This is a genomic window from Rhizobium sp. NZLR8, from assembly GCF_019685025.1.
GTDB lineage: Bacteria > Pseudomonadota > Alphaproteobacteria > Rhizobiales > Rhizobiaceae > Rhizobium.
This window is the reverse complement of sequence record NZ_JABDVY010000006.1, coordinates 193912-213397: the sequence shown is the minus strand read 5'-3', so window position 1 is coordinate 213397 and position 19486 is coordinate 193912. Positions and strand designations below refer to the sequence as shown.

Below are 19486 nucleotides of genomic sequence, written 5' to 3'. Positions count from 1 at the left end.
ACGACAGTTTATGCATCGTTACTAAGCACTTGCAACAAAGGATTTGGACAAACGAAAAAATTGCGAAACCTTCATATTCACAGGGTTCAAGGGGGTTGATTTCAATCGCTTTTCCCGATCAGATGGATGGGATAGCGATAACGAAAAGCCGCCCCGGTTTGTTCCGGAGCGGCTTTTTGGTTCCCGTTTCTCGAGCGTTTATCAGTTCGTCAGGCGTGTCATCTGTGCAGAGGCCTTCGCTCCGATCGCCTTGAAGGCGGCAAGCAGATCTTCCATTTTTTCCGCCTGGAAATAATGGGCGTCATCGGAAGCGCAATAATGCAGCAGCGCCTGTCCGCCCGCGGGCGCCATGAAGGCGATCGTGTAAATTTCGATGCCCTTGGATTTCGCGGTGTCGCATGTTGCCTTGGTCAAGGTGTCGTATGAACGGCCGTAGCTGCTGTCGTCGTTGTTGTCGCCATCGGTCATGAAAACGATGTACTTCTTGGGTACTTGCCCGGTCTTGAGCTTGTGAGCTGCGTCCTCGGCGTCATTGCCCGCGGCGTTCTTGGCGGTCAGAGACGTGTAAGCCGTGTTCACTGCGCCGCTTGAATTCGTGCCGCCTCCCGATTGAAGCGCGTTAACGTAGCTCGTGACAGCGGTGATTCCCCAAGCGAGCTTACTCGGCGTGTACTCAACGAGATCGTAGGATACAGCGCCGGTGCGCACGTATTCGGCATTGGGATCGGCGCTGTTGAGCTGGCTAAAAAGATTGCCTGCAGCGATCTTCAGCGCCTCTATCTTGGTGTAATAGTGCGCACGGCTGCCGGTGCATTTGTCGTAAATCACCTGGTTGCCGCCATTATTCAGGTGAGGATTACATTTATAGGTGAATGGTTCCGTCGGATCATCCTCGTTGACGGTCGCGGTGGGATCTCCCATCGACCCCGATTTATCGAGCGCGAGATACATGGAAAGCGAGCCCTGGCTCTGCGAATGGCCGCCGACCGTCGTGCTTGATGTCGAAAGATGCTGCGTGCTGAAACCGACCGCCTGCATCAGCGGGTTGACGGTGAGGTCGTAACCTGGTGAAACCGTCACCTGATAGGATGTCGATTTGCCCGACGTCGTCGTCTTGATATCGACGCCTGTCGCGCTCTTAATATCGGCGCTGCTCTGCAGGTAATTCGCCATTTGTCCGGCGACGAAATTCCGCGCGAAGGCCTCGGCCTGCGAAGTCTGGATCGTGCCGTTCGCCAGCGCGGTCGCGGTTGCGAGCGCGGCGGAATCGGCGGCCTCCTGCAATTGCTGTTTGGAGAGCAGTATATCTCCCACCTGGATCGCCATGCCGGCTGCACCGAAAAGAACGGGCAGCAGGATCGCCGTCATCATACCGAAATTACCGCCACGGTCGCTGAACATGCGACGCAGGCAGGGATGCAAAAAAGAGGTGCTCATCATGTTCACCCGAAATAGACCCTGTGGGTGACATTAGGCACGCTCCTCCTTTCCGTTGTCCTTACGACGTCAATACAATTTTAACGAATCGGCGGATTCTTCCAGTTTTGGGATTATTTCAGCGGGATCACGTCGACCGCCTGGTCGGCGCGTTGGCCGCCATAGCTTTTCAACACGCCGATGACGGGGACGACGTCGGAATAGTCCCGGCCGTAGGCGACGACGATGTGGTCGGTGCCGGCGGCGATGTTGTTGGTCGGGTCGAGTTCGATCCAGCCGATCGTCTCGCCGCACCAGACCCGCACCCAGGCATGCATGGCATCTGCACCTTCCAGCCGTTCCTTGCCCGGTGGGGGGATGGTGCGCAGGAAACCGGAGACGTAGCCGGCCGGAATGCCGAGGCTCCGGAGCGCCAGGATCATGATGTGGGTGAAATCCTGGCAGACGCCGCGCTTCAGCGTGAATGCTTCGAGCGGCGTCGTGTCCACCGTCGTCGCCTCGGGGTCGTAGGTGAAATTCTTGTTGATGCGGGCACAGAGCGCATGGGCGATCTGCATCGCCGTCAGATCAGGCATGGCACAGCTTCGGGCAAAGTCGCTGATCTCGCGCGCTTGGGTCAGGCGCGGGCTATCGCCGAGGAAATGGTGCGGCGAATCCGGCGCCAGCGACCAGATGCCTGATATCTCCTCCGGCAAGTCGGCGAGCAATGGCGAGAAATCGGCGGCGATCGGCTGGCTTTCCACCTGCACGCGGGCCTGCATGCGAATGTCGAGCGTCTCGTGCGGCGCGCGCAGCATGAAGGAGGTGGCGGGATGATCGAAGAAATCGACGAAATGCGACTGCTCGTCCGGCGTCGGCGAGATGGTGATCGAGCCGGCGACCAGACGTTGCCGGTTGGTCAGTGACAGCGGCATCAGGCGCATGATGTGGCGGGCGCCGGAGGCCGGCACGTCGTAGCTGTAACCCATCCGAAGCGAAAGATCGTAGAGCATTGATGTCACCCGAGATAGGTCTGGGCGAGCAGCTCGGAAAGCTGCTCCAATTCGCGTTCGAGCCGTTGATAGACCTCGACCCCCATGCCCTCCGGCGTCATCACTGCCAGGCCGGAATGGAGCCGCATCGCCTCGCGGTAGAAGGGCGACATCTGGCCGTTGATCAGGGCGTTCGGCAGTTGCTCGACCTCGTGGTGGATCTCGTTCACCTGGAAGAGGACCGAGCGGGGGTTGAGGGGGTCGAGCGCCAAAAGGTCGGTGACGGTCAGCCGCGCCGTGTTGACGTTGTAGCGGCGGCGGTGGGTCATGACGCTGTCGCCGATCTCGAGCAGCATGTCGAGCGCGCCGTCGGGCGCTTCCGGGCCGGACATGTGGCCGAGCAGCCGCGTCATGTGCAGGCCGCGCTCGATATAACGGCCGAGCGAGAGGAAGCGCCAGCCCATGAAGCGGTACATGTTCTCGTGCACCAGGCCGGCGAAGCCCGCAAGCTTGCGCAGAAGGATGGTCATCGCGTGACTGGCGTCATCGCCTGCAGCGACGCTGACATGGAAACGGCGGGCGGTCTTGGCAAGATCGTTGAGGGCGAGCCAGCCATCCGGCGAGAAACGGTCGCGGATGTTGCTGGCGGAATAAACGGCGCTGTCGATGTGGCGTAAAAGCGTTTCCGGCACGGCCTCGGCGGTATCGATATCGACAGCTGTAAGATACTCGGAGACGTCGGCGAGCAGCGGCTGGCTCGGATCGGCAGCCTCGGCATAACGCGCATGCCAGGCGCGCAGGATGCGCAGCGCCCCTTCGGCGCGTTCGATGTAGCGGCCGAGCCAGAACAGATTGTCGGCCGCCCGGCTTGGGAGGCTACCCGGCATGTTGCGGGTGAAGCTGCCTTCGGCCGGCAGCAGAGTGTGGCGCTCGACCGGCTTGTCGCTGACGATCCAGACGTCGGCGGCCGCTCCGCCCGACTGCATGGCGATCGCCGCGACATCGGCACCGGAGCCGATGCGGGCAAAACCGCCGGGCATGATCTGCCAGCCGTTCGCTGTGCGGGCGGCGAAGACGCGCAGCGACATCGGCCGCGGCACGAGCTTGCCGTCCACCCAGGCGGGCGTCGTCGAGAGCGTGACGACCTCCTGTCCCACAAGTTTCGGTCCGTCCGAACTCAGCCAGTCGGTGATGGAATCCTTGGCGGCCGCACGCAGTGACGAGCCGAGCACGGATTCGCCGCTGTCGTCGAAGAAGGGGGCGCGGGAATAGGCCGGGCCGATCACCATCTTCTCGATATTCTTTGCGACGTGCTCGCGCTCTTCCTCCTGGCCGCACCACCAGGTGGCGATCGATGGAAGTTGCAGATCCTGCCCCAGTAGACGGTGACAGATGGTCGGCATGAAGGCCAGAAGCGCCCGGGTTTCGAGAACCCCCGTACCGAGCGCATTGACGATGGTGACGCTTTCGGCGCGCAGCGCTTCGACGAGGCCGGGCGTGCCGATATGCGAATTCTGGTTCAGCTCCAGCGGGTCGGCAAAGGCCGAATCGAGACGGCGCCAGAGCACGCCGATCGGCTTCAGGCCGGCGACGGTGCGCACCATGACGCGGCCCTTGACGACGGTGAGGTCCTCGCCCTCGAGCAGCATGAAGCCGAGATAGCGGGCGATGTAGGCGTGCTCGTAATAGGTCTCGTTGGCGGGGCCTGGCGTCAGCACGGCGATGCGGTCGTCGCCCGAATGTTTCATGCCCTGCAGCGCGTCGCGGAAGGCGCCGAAGAAGGAGGCGAGGCGGTGGACCGGGGTTTCGGCGTAGATATCCGAAAAGGCCCGGGTCGTCGCGACGCGGCTTTCCAGCGCGAAACCGGCGCCCGACGGCGCCTGCGTCCGGTCGGCCAGCACCCACCAGTTGCCGTCCGGTCCGCGGCCGATCTCGAAGGCGCAGAAATGCAGATAATGGCCGGAGGCCGGCCGGATGCCGGCGAGCGGGCGTTGGAATTCGGGATTAGCGGCCATCAGCGCCGGCGGCAGCACCCCTTCCTGCACCAGCCGGTTGTCGCCGTAGATATCGGCAACGATCGCCTCGAGCAGGTCGGCGCGCTGGACGAGGCCTGCCGACAGCGTCTGCCATTCGCGCTCGTCGATCAGCACCGGAATATGCGAGATCGGCCAGGCGCGTTCGCCGGTGCCCTTGCTGCCATAGGCACGGTAGAAGACGCCGGCATCCCGGAGATAGCGGTCGGCGCGGGCGAAACGCTCGGCGAGATCCTTTTCCGGCATTGCGCTCAGATGCGACAGGAAATTCTTCCAGACCGGGCGGACAACACCTTTATTGTCGACCATCTCGTCGGCGGTGCCAGGAAGCGGCTCATAGTCGAAGGCCGCATCCTTGCCGATGCGGTCCTCTGCTTCTCCCCTGCGCTCAACTGCCGGCCTCTTACCCATCAAAACCCAAGCCTTAAACCCCCGGCCTTAACCTCAGCCTCAATCCCCCGGCTTCAAATTCCGGCGGGCCGCCTCAGATCCAGCGTTAGCGGGAATTCAAGAGAACCCGTCTCGGCGCGCGGGATATAACCACCCGCCGTATGTCCCCACGGCTCGAAGCGGGCGAGCCGCCTTGCTTCCGCCTCGTTGCCGTTGACCGGGAAGGTGTCATAGGTCCGGCCGCCCGGATGGGCAACATGATAGATGCAGCCGCCGATCGAACGCTTCGACCATGTATCATAAATGTCAAAAGTCAAAGGCGTGTTGATCGGCAAGACGGGATGCAGGCCGGAGGACGGCTGCCACGCCTTGTAACGGACGCCGGCGACCGATACGCCGGAGGTGCCGGTCGGCGTCAGCGGCAGAGTGCGGCCATTGCAGGTGACGGTGTAGCGCGCCGCATTGCTGGTCTCGAGCCGCACTTGAAGGCGCTCGACGGAGCTGTCGACGTAACGGGCAGTGCCGCCCGGCGCACCTTCCTCGCCCATGACGTGCCAGGGTTCAAGCGCCTGGCGCAGCTCCAGTTTGGAGCCTTCGTATTCGACCTCGCCGCAGAAGGGGAAGCGGAATTCGAGCTGAGCCTTGAACCATTCCGAACTGACGTCGAAGCCGTTTTCGCGAAGGTCGGCAAGCACGTCGAGGAAATCGGCCCAGACGAAATGCGGCAGCATGAAACGGTCGTGCAGAGTTGTGCCCCAGCGGACGAATTTGCCATCGACCGGGTTGACCCAGAACCGGGCGATCAGCGCGCGGACCAGCAATTGCTGGGCGAGCGACATGCGGGCGTTCGGCGGCATTTCGAAGCCACGGAACTCGATGAGGCCGAGCCGTCCGGTCGGACCGTCCGGCGAAAACAGCTTGTCGATACAAATCTCGGCGCGGTGGGTGTTGCCGGTAACGTCGGTCAAAAGGTGGCGGAACAGGCGGTCGACGAGCCAGGGCAGCGGCTGCTGGCCGCGGCCGGGTGCAGCGATCTGCGCCATGGCGATCTCCAGCTCGTAGAGGCTGTCGTGACGAGCCTCATCGATGCGCGGCGCCTGGCTGGTCGGGCCGATGAACATGCCGGAGAAGAGGTAGGAGAGCGAGGGGTGCCGCTGCCAGTGCAGGACGACGCTCTTTAAGAGATCGGGACGGCGCAGGAACGGGCTGTTGTTCGGATTGGCGCTGCCGACGACGACATGATTGCCGCCGCCGGTGCCGGTATGACGGCCGTCGATCATGAACTTGTCGGCGCCAAGCCGGGTGTCACGCGCCTCCTCGTAGATCGCCGTAGTGATATCGACGCAGTCCTTCCAGTTCGAGGCCGGATGAATGTTGACCTCGATGACGCCGGGATCCGGGGCGACGCGGATGACATTGATGCGCTCGTCCTGCGGCGGCGGGTAACCTTCGATGTGGACAGGAAGCTTGAGCTCGGCGGCGGCGTTTTCGGCAGCGGCGATCAGCTCGAGATAATCTTCGATGCGCTCGACCGGCGGCATGAAGACGCAGAGCCTGCCGTCGCGCGGCTCGACCGACATGGCGGTGCGCACGGCCCCGCGGAGTTCACCGAGCGTCTGTTCGATCCGGCCGCGATTGCCCTCGTCGGCATTGAAAGAGGCTTCAGGCATGGCGCGGCCGGCCGGTACAAAGACATCAGGCAGCGGTTCACGTGGGATCGTCGGATCGGCGGGGTGGATATAGGGATAACGCGCCGGGGGAACATAGGGCAGTGTGCCGAGCGGCAGGCGGTAACCGATGGGACTGTCGCCCGGGACGAGAAAGATATTGCCGCGGCGGGTGCGCCATTTCTCGCTGACCCAGACGCGGCTTTCAGCCGCCTTGGCGTTCCATGCTTGAACCGGGAGGATGTAACCCGTGGGGACGGTAAGGCCACGGGCAAACACCCGGGCGATGCGGTTGCGTTCTTCGGGATCCTTCAGCTTCGAATTCGACGGATCGACGTTTTCGGGAAGGCTGCCTTCCTTGATGATCCAGTCGGCTGGATCCTCATAGGCCGGCTGCACCATGTCAGGCTTGATCGCCAGTTCCTTTGCGATCGCCATCAAAAACTTCTCGGCATCCTCGGCGGTGACGCCGGTATCTTTGCCTTCGACAGCCACCAGATCGAGGTTCTGCCAGACCGGCTTGCCGTCGCGGCGCCAGTAGAGCGAGAAGGTCCAGCGCGGCAGGCTTTCGCCCGGATACCATTTGCCCTGGCCATAATGCAGGAAACCGCCGGGGGCGAAGCGTTCGTGCAGCCGGCGGATCAGGCTGTCGGCCTTTTCGCGCTTGGTCGGGCCGACGGCGGCGGTGTTCCACTCCTCGGACTGGAAATCGTCGATCGAAACGAAGGTCGGTTCGCCGCCCATCGTCAGATGCACGTCCTCGGCTTCGAGGACACGATCGACCTTCTCGCCGAGTTCGTTGAGTTCGTCCCAGCTTTCATCGGAGAAAGGCTTGGTGATGCGCGGGTGTTCGGCGACGCGCGAGACCTTCATGTCGAAGGCGAATTCGGTTTCGGCCTCGCCGAAATAACCGCCCGAGATCGGCGCGGCGTTGCGATAATGCGGCGTGGCGGCAAGCGGGATGTGGCTTTCGCCGGTCAGCAGCCCAGACGTCGGATCAAGGCCGACCCAGCCGGCGCCGGGCAGATAGACCTCCGCCCAGGCATGCAGGTCGGTGAAATCGACTTTGGTGCCGGAGGGGCCGTCGAGTGCTTTCAGGTCCGGCGTCAGCTGGATGAGGTAGCCGGAGACGAAGCGGGCGGCAAGGCCGAGATGGCGAAGGATCTGGACGAGCAGCCAACTGGTGTCGCGGCAGGAGCCCTTGGCGCTTTCAAGCGTCTCCTCCGGCGTCTGCACGCCGGTTTCCATGCGGATGACATAGCCAATCTGCCGCTGCAGGCGGGCATTCAGGCCGACGATCATATCGACCGTCGGCTGGTCGGGCGACCAGTCGAGCGTCGGCAGCATTGCCTTCAGGCGGGGACCGGCCGGTTCCGGCGTCATATAGATCGAGAGATCTTCCTGGATCGTCTCAGGGTACCCGAAGGGCCACTTGGTTGCCTCTTCCTCGACGAAGAAGTCGAAGGGATTGTAGACCGTCATGTCGGCGACGAGATCGACCTCGATCTTGAACTCCGTCACCGGGTCCGGAAAGACGTAGCGGGCGAGGTAATTGCCGTAGGGATCCTGCTGCAGGTTGACGAAATGGTTGGAGGGCGTGACCTTCAGCGAGTGGCTGAGCACCCGTGTCTTCGCATGCGAGGCAGGTTTCAGTCGGATGATCTGTGGGCCGAGGCGGATCGGTTTATCATAAGTGTAATGGGTCAGATGATAGATGCTGGCTTTGATCGACATATTTCTCTTTTATCCGGCGCGCGTCGTCGTGCGGCTTGCTGTTCCCGAAATCAGTGTGTGCAATGCAGCGAAAGAAAGCAAGCTGGAAAGGTCACCGGCATAATTCCTTAAATCGGAATCGATTTAAGGAATTATGCCGCGATTCAAAATGCTACGGCGTCCTTAGCGCGTCCGAAAGACGCGCGGCGTTGTTGAGGCTGAAGGCTTTTATGCGGCCTTGGCGAAGGTGACGGCCGCCTTCAGGCCCCTGCCATCCGGGCCCGGCTCCAGCGTCAGGTTGGCATTGAAAAGATTGGCGATTTCCTCGACGATCGGCAGGCCGAGGCCGGCGCCCGGCGCACCTGTCTCATTGCCGCGCGAAAACCGCCCGCGCACCGCCTCCAGCTTGTTGCGTGGAATGCCGGGGCCGTTGTCCTCGACTTCGAGGCGGATCGTCTCTGCTGCTGCGATGATGCGGACGGTGACCTCAGCTCCCTTGCCGGCATAGGCGATGGCATTTCCGGCAAGGTTGCGCAGCATTTCGCCGATGAGCAGCGGCTCGGCGCGGATCATCGCCGGGCTTCCGCCCTCGAAACCGAGATCGATGCCGGCGACGGCAGCCGTCGGGATCTGCTCACCGGTAATTTCCTGGGCGATGGCGGCAAGATCGATGGCGGAGGCGGTCAGTGCTTCCTTCGCGGTGGCCGCGTCGATCTTTGCCATCAGGAGAAGCTGGGCGAGGATGCGCTCGGCATGCGCCACCGCCTGATCGCCCTTCAGAGCTGCCGCCTGCGCCTCCTCAAGCGAGCCGGCGCGGGCAGAGAGAGCAAGCTGGGTGCGGATGATCGCCAGCGGCGTGCGCAGCTGATGGCTGGCATTGCCGGTGAAGTGGCGGAGCGCATCGAGGGCCGATTGCAGGCGGACCATGAAGCTATTCACCGTATCGACCAGCGGCTGGACCTCGCTCGGCACCGTCTGCTCGATCGGATGCAGATCATCGGGGCTGCGTTCGCCGATGGCGTCGCCGAGTTTGTAGAGCGGACGCAGGGCCACCGTGACCGAGATCCAGACAATGACGGCGGCACCCGCGATCATGAAGGCGAGGCGGAGTGCCGAGCGAACGAGGATTGCTTGCGCCAGCTGCCGTCGGCCAATGGTGGTTTCGGCGACCGTCACCACGAAGGGCACGGAGCGGATGCCCGTCGAGGCGGAGCGTTCGAGTGTGGCGACGCGGATCGGCTCTCCGCGGAAGCTGTCGTCGGCGAAGGCGGCGGCATTGGCGGGTGTCTTCTTCAGGACCGGCAGCGACTGGTAACCGGTGATAAATTTGCCCGGCGGACCGTCGACGCGGTAGAAGACGCGGTCCTGCGCGGCCGAGGTCAGCATTTCAAGCGCAACATAGGGGATATCGACCTGCAGGGTGCCGTCTTCGGCAACGACGACGCGTTCGGCGATCGCCAGCGCGGAGCCGGCGAGCACACGGTCGGAGACGATGTTCGAGGTCTGGACCGCCTCGCGATAGGTATCGGCGAGCGCCAGCGTGCCGATGACCGCTGTGGACACAAGTAGCCAGAAGAGCAGCCGGCGCCTGAGGGAATAGGCGGCTTTCATGAGGCCTCGGGAAGCTTGTCGAGATAATAGCCGATGCCGCGGGCGGTCTTGACCGTCAGGCCGTGCGGTGAGAGACGTTTCCTCAGGCGGCTGACATATTGCTCGATGGCGTTTGCCGAAATGTCGTCGTCGAAGGCCGTCAGCGACTGGATGATCGCCTCCTTGGCGACGACCTTGCCGGCCCGCATGAAAAGAATTTCGAGCAGCCCAAGTTCGCGGGCGGGAATGTCCAGCGGCGTGGCGCCTGCCGAAAAGGCTCGGGAATTGAGATCGAACGAGATGCTGCCAAAACTGACAGTCGCCGAGCGCAGGCCTGCCTGGCGGCGCAGCAATACGCGCACGCGGGCCTCGAATTCGGCGATGTCGAAGGGTTTGATCAGATAATCGTCGGCACCGAGATCGAGACCCTTCACCCGTTCTTCCGGCGTACCGCGTGCGGTCAGGATGAGCACGGCTGCCTGGTTTTGCCGGGCGCGCATGGCGCGCAGCACGTCGAGCCCGTCCATCTCGGGCAGGTTGAGGTCGAGGATCACCAGATCGAAATTTTCAGCGGCGATGACCGCATTGGCGGATGCGCCGTCGTGAACGACATCGACGGCATGGCCCGTGCCGCGCAAGATCGCCGACAGGCCGTCGGCCAGCGCGATATTGTCTTCGGTGAGCAGGATGCGCACGGATCTCCCCCTGTTTTTCAAAGGAGATTACAGAGGTGGGGGAGCGATGTCACAGCGATTTTGGAGCTTACAGCGCCGCGCGCCTGTCAGACGCGCAAAGGACGCTGAAACACTTTCAATCCTCGCATCGTGCTTTCCGAAAATCGATGCTGATTTTCGGGCCGATGCGCCAGTGAACGGCGGGAAGGGCCTGGCTTCAGCTCCCGGTCCTTTCGACCCGTTCGCGCTGCATCATCGCGGCGGCCAGCAGCCTCTGGAAGCGAGGATCGTCGCGGATGTTGTCGAGATCGGAATCATTGTTGAACCATTTGATATGGTAGACGGAGCTGTGAGGCAGCAGCCTTTCAAGGAGATCGATCGCCTGGTCGACATCGCCGAGGACGGAATAGACGCAGGCGAGATTGTACTGCGCGACGATGTCATCAGGATCGATGGCGATCGCGCGCGCAGCCCAGTCGCGTGCCCTCATCGCGTCGCCCATATGGGCAAGCGCCAGCGCGCCGCGATGGGCCGGACCGGAATTTTCCGGATTGACGTTCAGCGCGCGTTCGGCGCGCAGCAGGCCGAGGCGCGCCCAGTTTTCCGTATCCGACACACGGCCGAGCGAGCGGTAGGCGGACATCAGGTGGATCGGCGAGACGTAGTCGTCAGGGCGGATCGCGGCGGCGCGGGTGAAATATTGAACCGATTCGGCAAAGTTGCCGTGCATGAAGAAGAACCGGGCATAATGAAAATTCGCCTCGAAAAGGTTCGGGTCCAGCGCCAATGCACGTTCGAAGGCCGCCGCCGCCCTCCCGTCAAAGCCGCTCTGATGCAGGGCCAGACCATGAGAAGCGTGGGCCTCGGGAAGGTCGGGATCAAGCGCAAGCGCGCGGGCGCTCATCTCGAGGATGCGCCTCAGCGGCACGTCATCAGGTGCCCAGTCGCGGATCGCCGCGTCGCAATCGGCGATGCCGGCATAAGCGCGGGCATAATCCGGGTCGAGTTCAACCGCCTTGCAGAACATGCGCCTTGCGAGTTCGAGATAGGATTTGGTCCAGGTATGGGAGAGCTGGCGGCCCCTGAGATAATAGGTATAGGCCTCGACATTGGCGGTCGGCTCATTGGCGATCGCCTTCTTTTCTTCCGGCAGCAGACGCACCTTCAACTGGCCGACGATCGCATGGGTGATCTCGTCCTGGATGGCGAAGATGTCGGTCAGGTCGCGGTCATAACGCTCGGCCCAGAGATGATCGCCATTGGCGGTGTCGATCAATTGGCCGGAAATGCGCACGCGATTGCCGAAGATGCGCACGCTTCCTTCGAGCACGTAGCGCACGCCAAGTTCCTGGGCGAGCCGCTTCACCTTCACCGAGATGCCCTTGTAGGTGAAGATGGTATTGCGCGGCACGACGTGCAGGCTGGAGATCTTGGAGAGATCGGTGATGATGTCTTCGGTGATGCCGTCGGAGAAATAGTCCTGATCGGCGTCGCCGCTCATATTGGTGAAGGGCAGCACTGCGATGAAGCAGGTATTGCGGTTCTGCGCGACCAATTTCGCCGAGGAGGGCGGCGCCAGGGTGACGGTATAGACCTGAACCGGCTGCCGGATGTTCTTCAGCATATGCTCGCCGATGAATTCGAAGCCGAGATTGAGGCGCGAGCCGACCTGATCGCGCACCGAGGCCGACACAGCGATGCCGCCCGGCGCTGCGATACGCTCAAGCCTGGCGGCGAGATTGACGCCATCTCCGAAGATATCGCCGTTCTCGACCACGACGTCGCCAAGATTGATGCCGATGCGGAATTCGACGCGTTCGTCCTTGGGCACGTTCTCGTTGCGGGCCGCCATGCTGCGCTGGATTTCGGCGGCGCAGGCGACCGCGTTTACCACGCTCTGGAATTCGGCAAGGATGCCGTCGCCGGTGAGTTTGACGATCCGGCCCTTGTAGTCTGAAATACGAATGTCGACCAGTTCGCAGCGATGGCGGTTCAGCGCCTGCAACGTGCCGGACTCATCGATGCCCATCAGTCGGCTGTAGCCAACGACATCCGCAGCGAGAATAGCGCTCAGTCGTCGTTCCATGACCCCTCCCATGGATCTTCCCAGTTTAGTCTAGCTTTTTATAGAGTTTTTGTCGCGCAGAGTCGTCCACCGAATAGAAATTCTGGCGGTTTCGACGTTTTAACACGGCTGCGCGACCATATAGCGTCGCCGATCTTCATCAATACTCTGAATGGGTGATGGATCGCGTTCAGCGCTAATCCTTTGGGATGAAAAGGCGATTCTAATCGACGAAGCGGAGTGATCTGCTTCAGCCGATGCTTTGGCGTCGGTATTATAAAAAGTGGCTGTCGGTCAGTTCGGGGCTTGAGCCGGACGTAGGCGCATGGCCTGGAAGACAATTGCGAGGGGTATCCGCCACGGAATGTGATTCGCGGTTGCTTCCGTGCGTGGTTGCTACGAGGCCGGCGCCCGTTATTGTGACGACGTTTCACGCGCGACGGAGATTTTGGATGACAGGTTCGACCCGGGATTTTCTGGAGTTTCAAGATATTCCGGAGGCCGGACTTCGATCGATTATCGCTCGCGCCGGGGAACTCGCCATAACTTGGGAAGAGCGCACCATGCCGCAGAACCTCGCGGGCAGGCGCGTCGCGCTGATTGCCGACGACGGCGGCTGGCGAAACACGAGTGCCTTCGATCTCGGCATCCAGGCGATGGGCGGTATCTGCGTGCATGTGCCGATCGGCTTCAACGGCCGAGAGGAAGCCGGCGATCTTGCGGGTTATCTCGGCAACTGGTTCGACATGCTGGTGATCCGCACGAAGGAGCTTTCTAGGTTGAAGGCGGTGGCGGCAGCCTCGCCGGTGCCTGTCATCAATGCGCGCACGCGCTCCAACCACCCCTGCGAGACGCTCGGCGACCTTGCCTATATCAAGAGCCGGCGCGGCTCGATCGATAGGTTGAAGGTCGTTGGCGTGGCGGCAGACGCGAATATTCTCCGTTCCTGGGCCGAAGCGTCGATCGCATTGCCGATCGACGTGGTGCAGGTCTATCCCGAGCGCTGGCACATCCATGACGTCGCACTGCTCAACGGGCGCTTCCGCATGAGCACCGATATGGGTGAGTTATCAGATACCCACGGCGTCATCACCGATTCATGGCCGGACGAAGCCGCCGCGGAGGTGCTTGCCGGTTACCGGATCGGCACCGATATTCTCGATCGTTTGCCCGGCGACGCGATCTTCCTGCCGTGCCCGCCGGTGACGCGCGGCCAGGAGGTGACTGCCGGGGCGATGGAGCATCCGCTCTGCCTGCCAAGGCCTTTTTGCTGCATGCGCAAAATGCTCTGATGGAATGGGTCGCCGCCTAGAACAGGATGATTTTAGGCCCGCTTGGCCTAAAGTCTGAATCCTGTTCTAAGTTCAATAGTTAGAGCACGACGTCCGCCGAAAACCGGACACACTTTTCGGCATCGTGCTCTAGTTCGATCTCCACGGCGCAGCTTGTTCATGATAAAAGCGATGAGGCATCGGGAGGTTTGGCAAATGGCGGAACTGACGGTCGAGTTCGCTCAGAGCCAGGCGGAAATGACCGCCGTGCAGGATCTCTGCCGATCGTTCCGGCAATGGCTCTATGACAATTACCCGCGGCATCGACCAGTCATCGATGCCTATTACAATCCGCAGAAATTCGAGGCGCTGCTCGTCGACCTGCCGCAGATTCACAAAAGGCCGAAGGGTGCTATCCTCTTGGCGCGGCTCGATGGAGAGCCTGTCGGCTGTGTCATGCATCACGAGCAAGGGCCAGGCATTGCAGAGATGAAAAGACTTTTCGTCTCGGCGGCGGCACGCGGCCGCGGCATCGCCGCAGCGCTCTGCGAGGCATCGATGGCCCGGGCAAAGGATGACGGCTACCACTCGATGCGGCTCGATACCGGCATTCTGCAGACGGCGGCGCAGGGGCTCTATCGCCGTCTCGGTTTCCGCGAACGGGATGCATATTATCCGGTCCCGCCAGCGCTTGAGCAGATCCTGCTGTTCTTCGAGCGCGAACTCTGACCCGCAAACGGGCGCCATCGACTGTCTGACCAGCGCCCTTGCTCCCCCCGGCATGCTCAGGCATTGTTGGGGCATGAGGAGAGTTTTCATCTTGCTGCTGGCGTGTTGGCCGGGCTTTGCGCTGGCCGATCAGGCCTTCTATCCGGCGAAGTCGGGCAGCGCCGATGCGCCGGTGCTGACGGTTTATTCCTCGCTCGACGAGCCGTTGGCGCAGCCGATGATCGGGGGTTTCCAGGAGGCCAATCCCGACGTTGCGGTCAGGTATGAGGACATGCTGACCGGCGACATCTACGACCGGATCGTCAGGGAGACAGATGCCGGCAAGAAGACAGCGGACTTTGCCTTTTCCTCGGCGATGGATCTGCAGGTGAAGCTCTCCAACGACGGATATGCGCAAGTCAGCAATCTGCCGATGAGTGCCGCCTGGCCGAAATGGGCGAACTGGCGCAACACCGCCTATGCGCTGACCTTCGAGCCGGCGGTGTTCGTCTATCACAAGCCGAGTTTTGCGCACGAGCCGGTGCCGAGCTCGCGGGCGGAATTCGTCGACTACTTGAACCGCAAGGGCAACGACGTCCATGGGCGGATCGGTACCTACGATATCGAGCGCTCCGGCGTCGGTTTTCTGTTCATGGCGCGCGACCAGGAGCAGTTCGGCGACATCTGGTCGGTCATCGGAGCGATGGGGGCTGCCGGCGTCAAGCTCTATTCAACGAGTTCGGCAATCCTCGAACGTGTGGCCGACGGGCGCTTCGTGCTCGGCTACAATATCCTCGGCTCCTATGCGGCCGACTGGGCCTCGCGCTATCCGGATGTCGGCATCGTGCTGCCGAAGGACTATACCGTGGTGATGTCGCGGATCGGGCTGGTGCCGCAGGCGGCCGCCGAGCCGGAGCTCGGCCGGCGCTATCTCACCTTCTTCATGTCGAGGGAGGGGCAGACGATCATGGCGCGCGAACTGCAGATCCCGGCGGTCAGCCCCGAGGTGGCGGGGGAAAATACCGCCAATACGCTGCAGGAACTGCTCGGCGCCCAACTTCGACCGGTGCCGGTCAGTCCCGGACTGATGGTCTATCTCGACCAAGTCAAACGGGCGCGGTTGATCGCGCACTGGAACGAGGTTTTGCGGGCGCAGTGACGAGCCTCACGTTTCGGCCGGTCCATATGGGACCCCGGGATTTAGACCCGCGTCTGGCAATTACGGCAAAAAAGTGTCCTCTTCGCCCAGTTTATCTCGCGGGTGTCAGCTAAATGACAGCTTGTTGTGGTGGCTTTGGCTACTTCTTCTCCGTGGAGGCGGAGAGCTGAAGCTTTGGGAGGTATTCTGCTCGTCATCAGGACACTTGCGTCCGCTGGCCGGCCATTCCTCCCGATTCCCTGGAGAATAACAGGCGGTTCGCTCAGCCGCCGACGGAGGAAACATCGTGAAGCATACGTTCATCGCAACCCTTTTTGCCGCGACCATAGCGCTGCCGGCCTTTGCGGCCGACTACACCATCATCGCACCGGCGGCTCCCGGCGGCGGCTGGGACCAAACGGCGCGTTCGCTGCAGACCGCGTTGCAGCAGGAGAAGATCTCCGGCAACGTGCAGGTCCAGAACGTTCCCGGCGCCGGCGGCACCATCGGCCTTGCGCAGTTCAGCAGCCAGGCTGCCGGCAATCCGAATTCGCTGATCGTCGGCGGCTATGTCATGGTCGGCGCGATTCTCACCAACAAGTCGCCGGTGACGCTCAAGGACGTTACGCCGATCGCCCGGCTGACCGGTGAATATGAAGCCGTCGTCGTTCCTGCTGCGTCCGACATCAAGACCATGGCCGATCTGGTTGCGGCGCTGAAGAAGGATCCGGGCGCGGTTTCCTGGGGCGGCGGTTCAGCCGGCGGTACCGACCACATCGCCGTCGGCCTGATCGCCAAGGCCTCCGGCGTCGATCCGACGAAGATCAACTACGTCGCCTTCTCCGGCGGCGGCGAAGCGCTCGCCGCCATTCTCGGCGGCCAGGTCACGGCCGGCGTCTCGAGCTACAGCGAGTTAGAATCGCAGGTGAAATCCGGCACGCTGCGTCTTCTCGCCGTATCGAGCGACAAGCGCATCGACGGCGTCGATGCGCCGACGCTGAAGGAAGCCGGCACCGACGTCGTCATCCAGAACTGGCGCATGGTTGCCGCAGCCCCCGGCCTGTCGGCAGAGCAGGTGGCAAGTGTCACCGCCGATTTCGAGAAGCTGCATAGCTCCGCCACCTGGCAGGAAACTCTGAAGACCAAGGGCTGGGCCGACACCTATCTGTCCGGCGACGCCTTCAAGGCGCAGCTCGAGAAGGACGTCTCCGCCACCGAAGGCATTCTCAAAGATATCGGGCTTGTTCAATGAGCGAGGATAACACCTCCTCGGCAACGACACGCCGCCCTGATTGGGCGGCGTTCATCATTGCCGTTTTCCTCTTCGTCGTCGCCGGCGTGATGGCCTGGGACGCCTCGCATCTGAAAACGATCGCGCAATACGACCGCATCGGTCCGGCGACAGTGCCTGAAGTGGTGGCGTTCGGCCTCTTCTGTCTCGGGATCTGGACCGTCGCCGAAGCCTGGCGCGGCGAGTTTCCGGAGCGCGAGCGGCAGGAGGTGGCGCCGGTCATCTGGATCGTCGCCGGTCTGGCCGGCCAAATGCTGCTTCTGCGGGTCGCCGGCTTCTCGATTGCGACCGGCATCCTCTTCGCGCTGACGGCACGCGGCTTCGGCAAACGCAAGCTGTGGATCTCGCTGCCGTTTGGCATCGTCCTCAGCTTCGTCGTCTGGGCGATCTTCTCGCAGATGCTGCAGCTGACGCTGCCGGCCGGGCCGCTCGAGCATCTGTTCTTCTGACCGCGCGGGACGCGCTGTCGGCTGTTTTGATTTTGCGCGGCGCCTGACCTCGAAATCGCATGGTCGGGAACGCCGCTTGGGACACCAAGATGAACACATTCGAATTCCTATGGCAGGGTATCCTGGTTGCGATGCAGCCGATGAACCTGGTTTATGCGTTGGTCGGCGTGACGCTCGGCACCGCCGTCGGCGTGCTTCCCGGCATCGGCCCGGCACTCACCGTGGCGCTGCTATTGCCCGTCACCTACAAGCTCGATCCCGGCGGCTCGCTGATCATGTTCGCCGGCATTTATTACGGCGGCATGTATGGCGGTTCGACCACCTCGATCCTGCTCAACACGCCGGGTGAAAGCGCCTCGATCGTCACCGCGCTCGAGGGCAACAAGATGGCGCGTGCCGGGCGCGGCGGGCCGGCGCTGGCGACGGCAGCGATCGGCTCCTTCGTCGCTGGTCTGATTGCCACGCTCGGGCTTGCCTTCATCGCTCCCTATATCGTCAAGCTGGCGCTGGTCTTCGGGCCGCGCGAATATTTCGCGCTCATGGTGCTTGCCTTCGTCACCGTCTCCTCGGCCTTCGGCGATTCGGCATTGAGAGGGCTGACGTCGCTGTTCATCGGGTTTGCGCTCGCCATGGTCGGCATCGACCAGCAGACGGGACAGGCGCGGCTTTCCTTCGGCATTCCCGACCTGCTCGACGGTGTCGAGGTGACGACGCTGGCAGTGGCGATGTTTGCGATCGGCGAGACGCTTTATATCGCCGCGCAGGGCAACCGGATCGCGGAGAAGGTCGAGGCGGTCAAGGGTTCGCTGTGGATGACGGCTGAGGACTGGGCGCGATCATGGAAGCCCTGGTTGCGCGGCACCTTGATCGGCTTTCCGATCGGCGCGATGCCGGCGGGCGGCGCCGAAATCGGCACCTTCCTGTCCTACGCGACCGAAAAGCGGCTGGCGAAGAACCCAGAGGAGTTCGGCCATGGCGCGATCGAGGGCGTGGCCGGTCCTGAGGCGGCAAACAACGCGTCGGCCGCCGGCACGCTGGTGCCGCTTCTGACACTCGGCTTGCCGACGACGGCAACGGCAGCAATCATGCTGGCCGGCTTCCAGCAATACGGCTTGCAGCCGGGGCCGCTGCTGTTTGCCACCAATCCGCAGCTCGTCTGGGGCCTGATCGCCAGTCTGCTCATCGCCAATGCAATGCTGCTGGTGCTGAACCTGCCGATGATCGGGCTCTGGGTAAAGCTGCTGACGATCCCGAAGCCGTGGCTCTATGCGGGCATCCTACTGTTTGCAACGCTCGGGACGATCGGCGCCAACCCGTCGGTGTTCGAGCTTAGCATGCTGCTCGCCTTCGGCGTGCTCGGCTATCTCATGCGGCTCTTCGGCTATCCGATCGCGCCTGCGGTCGTCGGCCTGATCCTTGGGCCTCTGGCCGAGCAGCAACTGCGCCGGGCGCTGGCGATCAGCCAGGGCGACGTCACGACGCTGGTGATGTCGCCGATCGCGGCGGGCCTGCTTATCGTGGCAGCGGCGGCCTTTCTCATCCCGCTGATTCTGCGGCTTCGCGGCCGCGGCCAGGTGCTGGCGCAGCTGGCGGCAAACGAAGACTAGAACAAAGAAGGCTAGAAGAAAAAGACGACATTACCCCCTCCCTCGAGGCCGGCCATGGAAATGTGTGCCGGCCTCCTGTTTCTGCATGGCTGAGGTGATTTTCTGAGCATTGTTGCAGCGGGTGCGGGTGCCCACCTATAACTGGTCAATCATAGAGCGAGAAGAAAAGACAATGTCCGCTATCCGTAATTCAGTCCATACCGGTTTCCTTGGCCGCGCATTTGCTGCGCTCGGTGCCGCAAACGCCGTCAGCGCCGCTGTTGAAGCCGGCCGCCGCCCGCGTGCCCGCGATCTGAGGGAACTCGGCATCGACCCGGTCTCCTTTGGTCAGGTCATCCGCTAAGACCTTCAAGGCATGAATGCATGAAATAGCCCGCAACCGGTTGGTCGCGGGCTTTATTTTTGTCCAATGGGGATGCCGCAACGCTGGGCGTCGCGGCTTTGGTCTTGTTTATGCATGTCGTCATCCCGGAACCGCTGCA

At 62.3% G+C, this 19486-nt stretch carries 13 protein-coding genes and 1 pseudogene; 7 read left to right on the top strand and 7 right to left on the bottom strand.

All coding sequences use genetic code 11. The features are described 5' to 3' along the window. Positions 1–201: 201 nt before the first annotated feature. The 7 genes from HJB89_RS16090 to HJB89_RS16060 form a co-directional block, all read right to left on the bottom strand. Positions 202–1437, bottom strand: a complete 1236-nt coding sequence (locus tag HJB89_RS16090; protein WP_221141008.1) for a TadE/TadG family type IV pilus assembly protein — start codon at positions 1435–1437, stop codon at positions 202–204. Positions 1438–1550: 113 nt separating this feature from the next. Further along, positions 1551–2429, bottom strand: coding sequence for a transglutaminase family protein (locus HJB89_RS16085; protein WP_221131748.1), 879 nt, complete (start codon positions 2427–2429; stop codon positions 1551–1553). A gap of 5 nt (positions 2430–2434) precedes the next feature. Then, positions 2435–4852 carry a circularly permuted type 2 ATP-grasp protein gene (locus HJB89_RS16080; RefSeq protein ID WP_207581787.1) on the bottom strand — a complete coding sequence of 806 codons (2418 nt, stop codon included), beginning with the start codon at positions 4850–4852 and terminating at the stop codon, positions 2435–2437. Between the two features lie 53 nt (positions 4853–4905). Continuing rightward, a complete protein-coding gene (locus HJB89_RS16075; protein WP_221150194.1) occupies positions 4906–8232 on the bottom strand; it encodes a DUF2126 domain-containing protein in 3327 nt (1108 codons plus the stop codon). Positions 8233–8439: 207 nt separating this feature from the next. Next, positions 8440–9822, bottom strand: a complete 1383-nt coding sequence (locus tag HJB89_RS16070) for a sensor histidine kinase (RefSeq protein ID WP_207581785.1) — start codon at positions 9820–9822, stop codon at positions 8440–8442. Further along, positions 9819–10496 carry a response regulator transcription factor gene (locus HJB89_RS16065; protein ID WP_207581784.1) on the bottom strand — a complete coding sequence of 226 codons (678 nt, stop codon included), beginning with the start codon at positions 10494–10496 and terminating at the stop codon, positions 9819–9821. Before HJB89_RS16065 ends, HJB89_RS16070 begins: the two co-directional genes overlap by 4 nt. Positions 10497–10692: 196 nt before the next feature. Next, positions 10693–12561, bottom strand: coding sequence for an adenylate/guanylate cyclase domain-containing protein (locus HJB89_RS16060; protein WP_221116630.1), 1869 nt, complete (start codon positions 12559–12561; stop codon positions 10693–10695). A 431-nt stretch (positions 12562–12992) separates the two neighbouring features. Between HJB89_RS16060 and HJB89_RS16055 the strand changes: the two are divergent. The 7 genes and pseudogenes from HJB89_RS16055 to HJB89_RS16025 all read left to right on the top strand — a co-directional run bounded on the left by HJB89_RS16055 (position 12993) and on the right by HJB89_RS16025 (position 19347). Then, a pseudogene (locus HJB89_RS16055) lies at positions 12993–13852 on the top strand (ornithine carbamoyltransferase). A 175-nt stretch (positions 13853–14027) separates the two neighbouring features. Then, positions 14028–14540, top strand: a complete 513-nt coding sequence (locus tag HJB89_RS16050; protein WP_221131752.1) for a GNAT family N-acetyltransferase — start codon at positions 14028–14030, stop codon at positions 14538–14540. Positions 14541–14631: 91 nt separating this feature from the next. Further along, complete coding sequence (locus HJB89_RS16045; RefSeq protein ID WP_221131753.1) at positions 14632–15678, top strand: ABC transporter substrate-binding protein; 1047 nt, start codon at positions 14632–14634, stop codon at positions 15676–15678. Between the two features lie 286 nt (positions 15679–15964). Then, on the top strand, positions 15965–16909 hold the full coding sequence (locus HJB89_RS16040; protein WP_221150192.1) for a tripartite tricarboxylate transporter substrate binding protein: 945 nt from the start codon (positions 15965–15967) through the stop codon (positions 16907–16909). Further along, positions 16906–17397, top strand: coding sequence for a tripartite tricarboxylate transporter TctB family protein (locus HJB89_RS16035; protein WP_221131755.1), 492 nt, complete (start codon positions 16906–16908; stop codon positions 17395–17397). The genes HJB89_RS16040 and HJB89_RS16035 overlap by 4 nt, the downstream gene beginning before the upstream one ends. Positions 17398–17486: 89 nt before the next feature. Then, the gene (locus tag HJB89_RS16030) at positions 17487–19004 is read left to right on the top strand and encodes a tripartite tricarboxylate transporter permease (protein ID WP_221131756.1); all 1518 of its coding nucleotides are present in this window, start codon (positions 17487–17489) and stop codon (positions 19002–19004) included. Between the two features lie 172 nt (positions 19005–19176). Further along, entirely contained in the window at positions 19177–19347 is a 171-nt protein-coding gene (locus tag HJB89_RS16025) for a hypothetical protein (RefSeq protein ID WP_221131757.1), read from the top strand. The last annotated feature ends 139 nt before the right edge of the window (positions 19348–19486 follow it).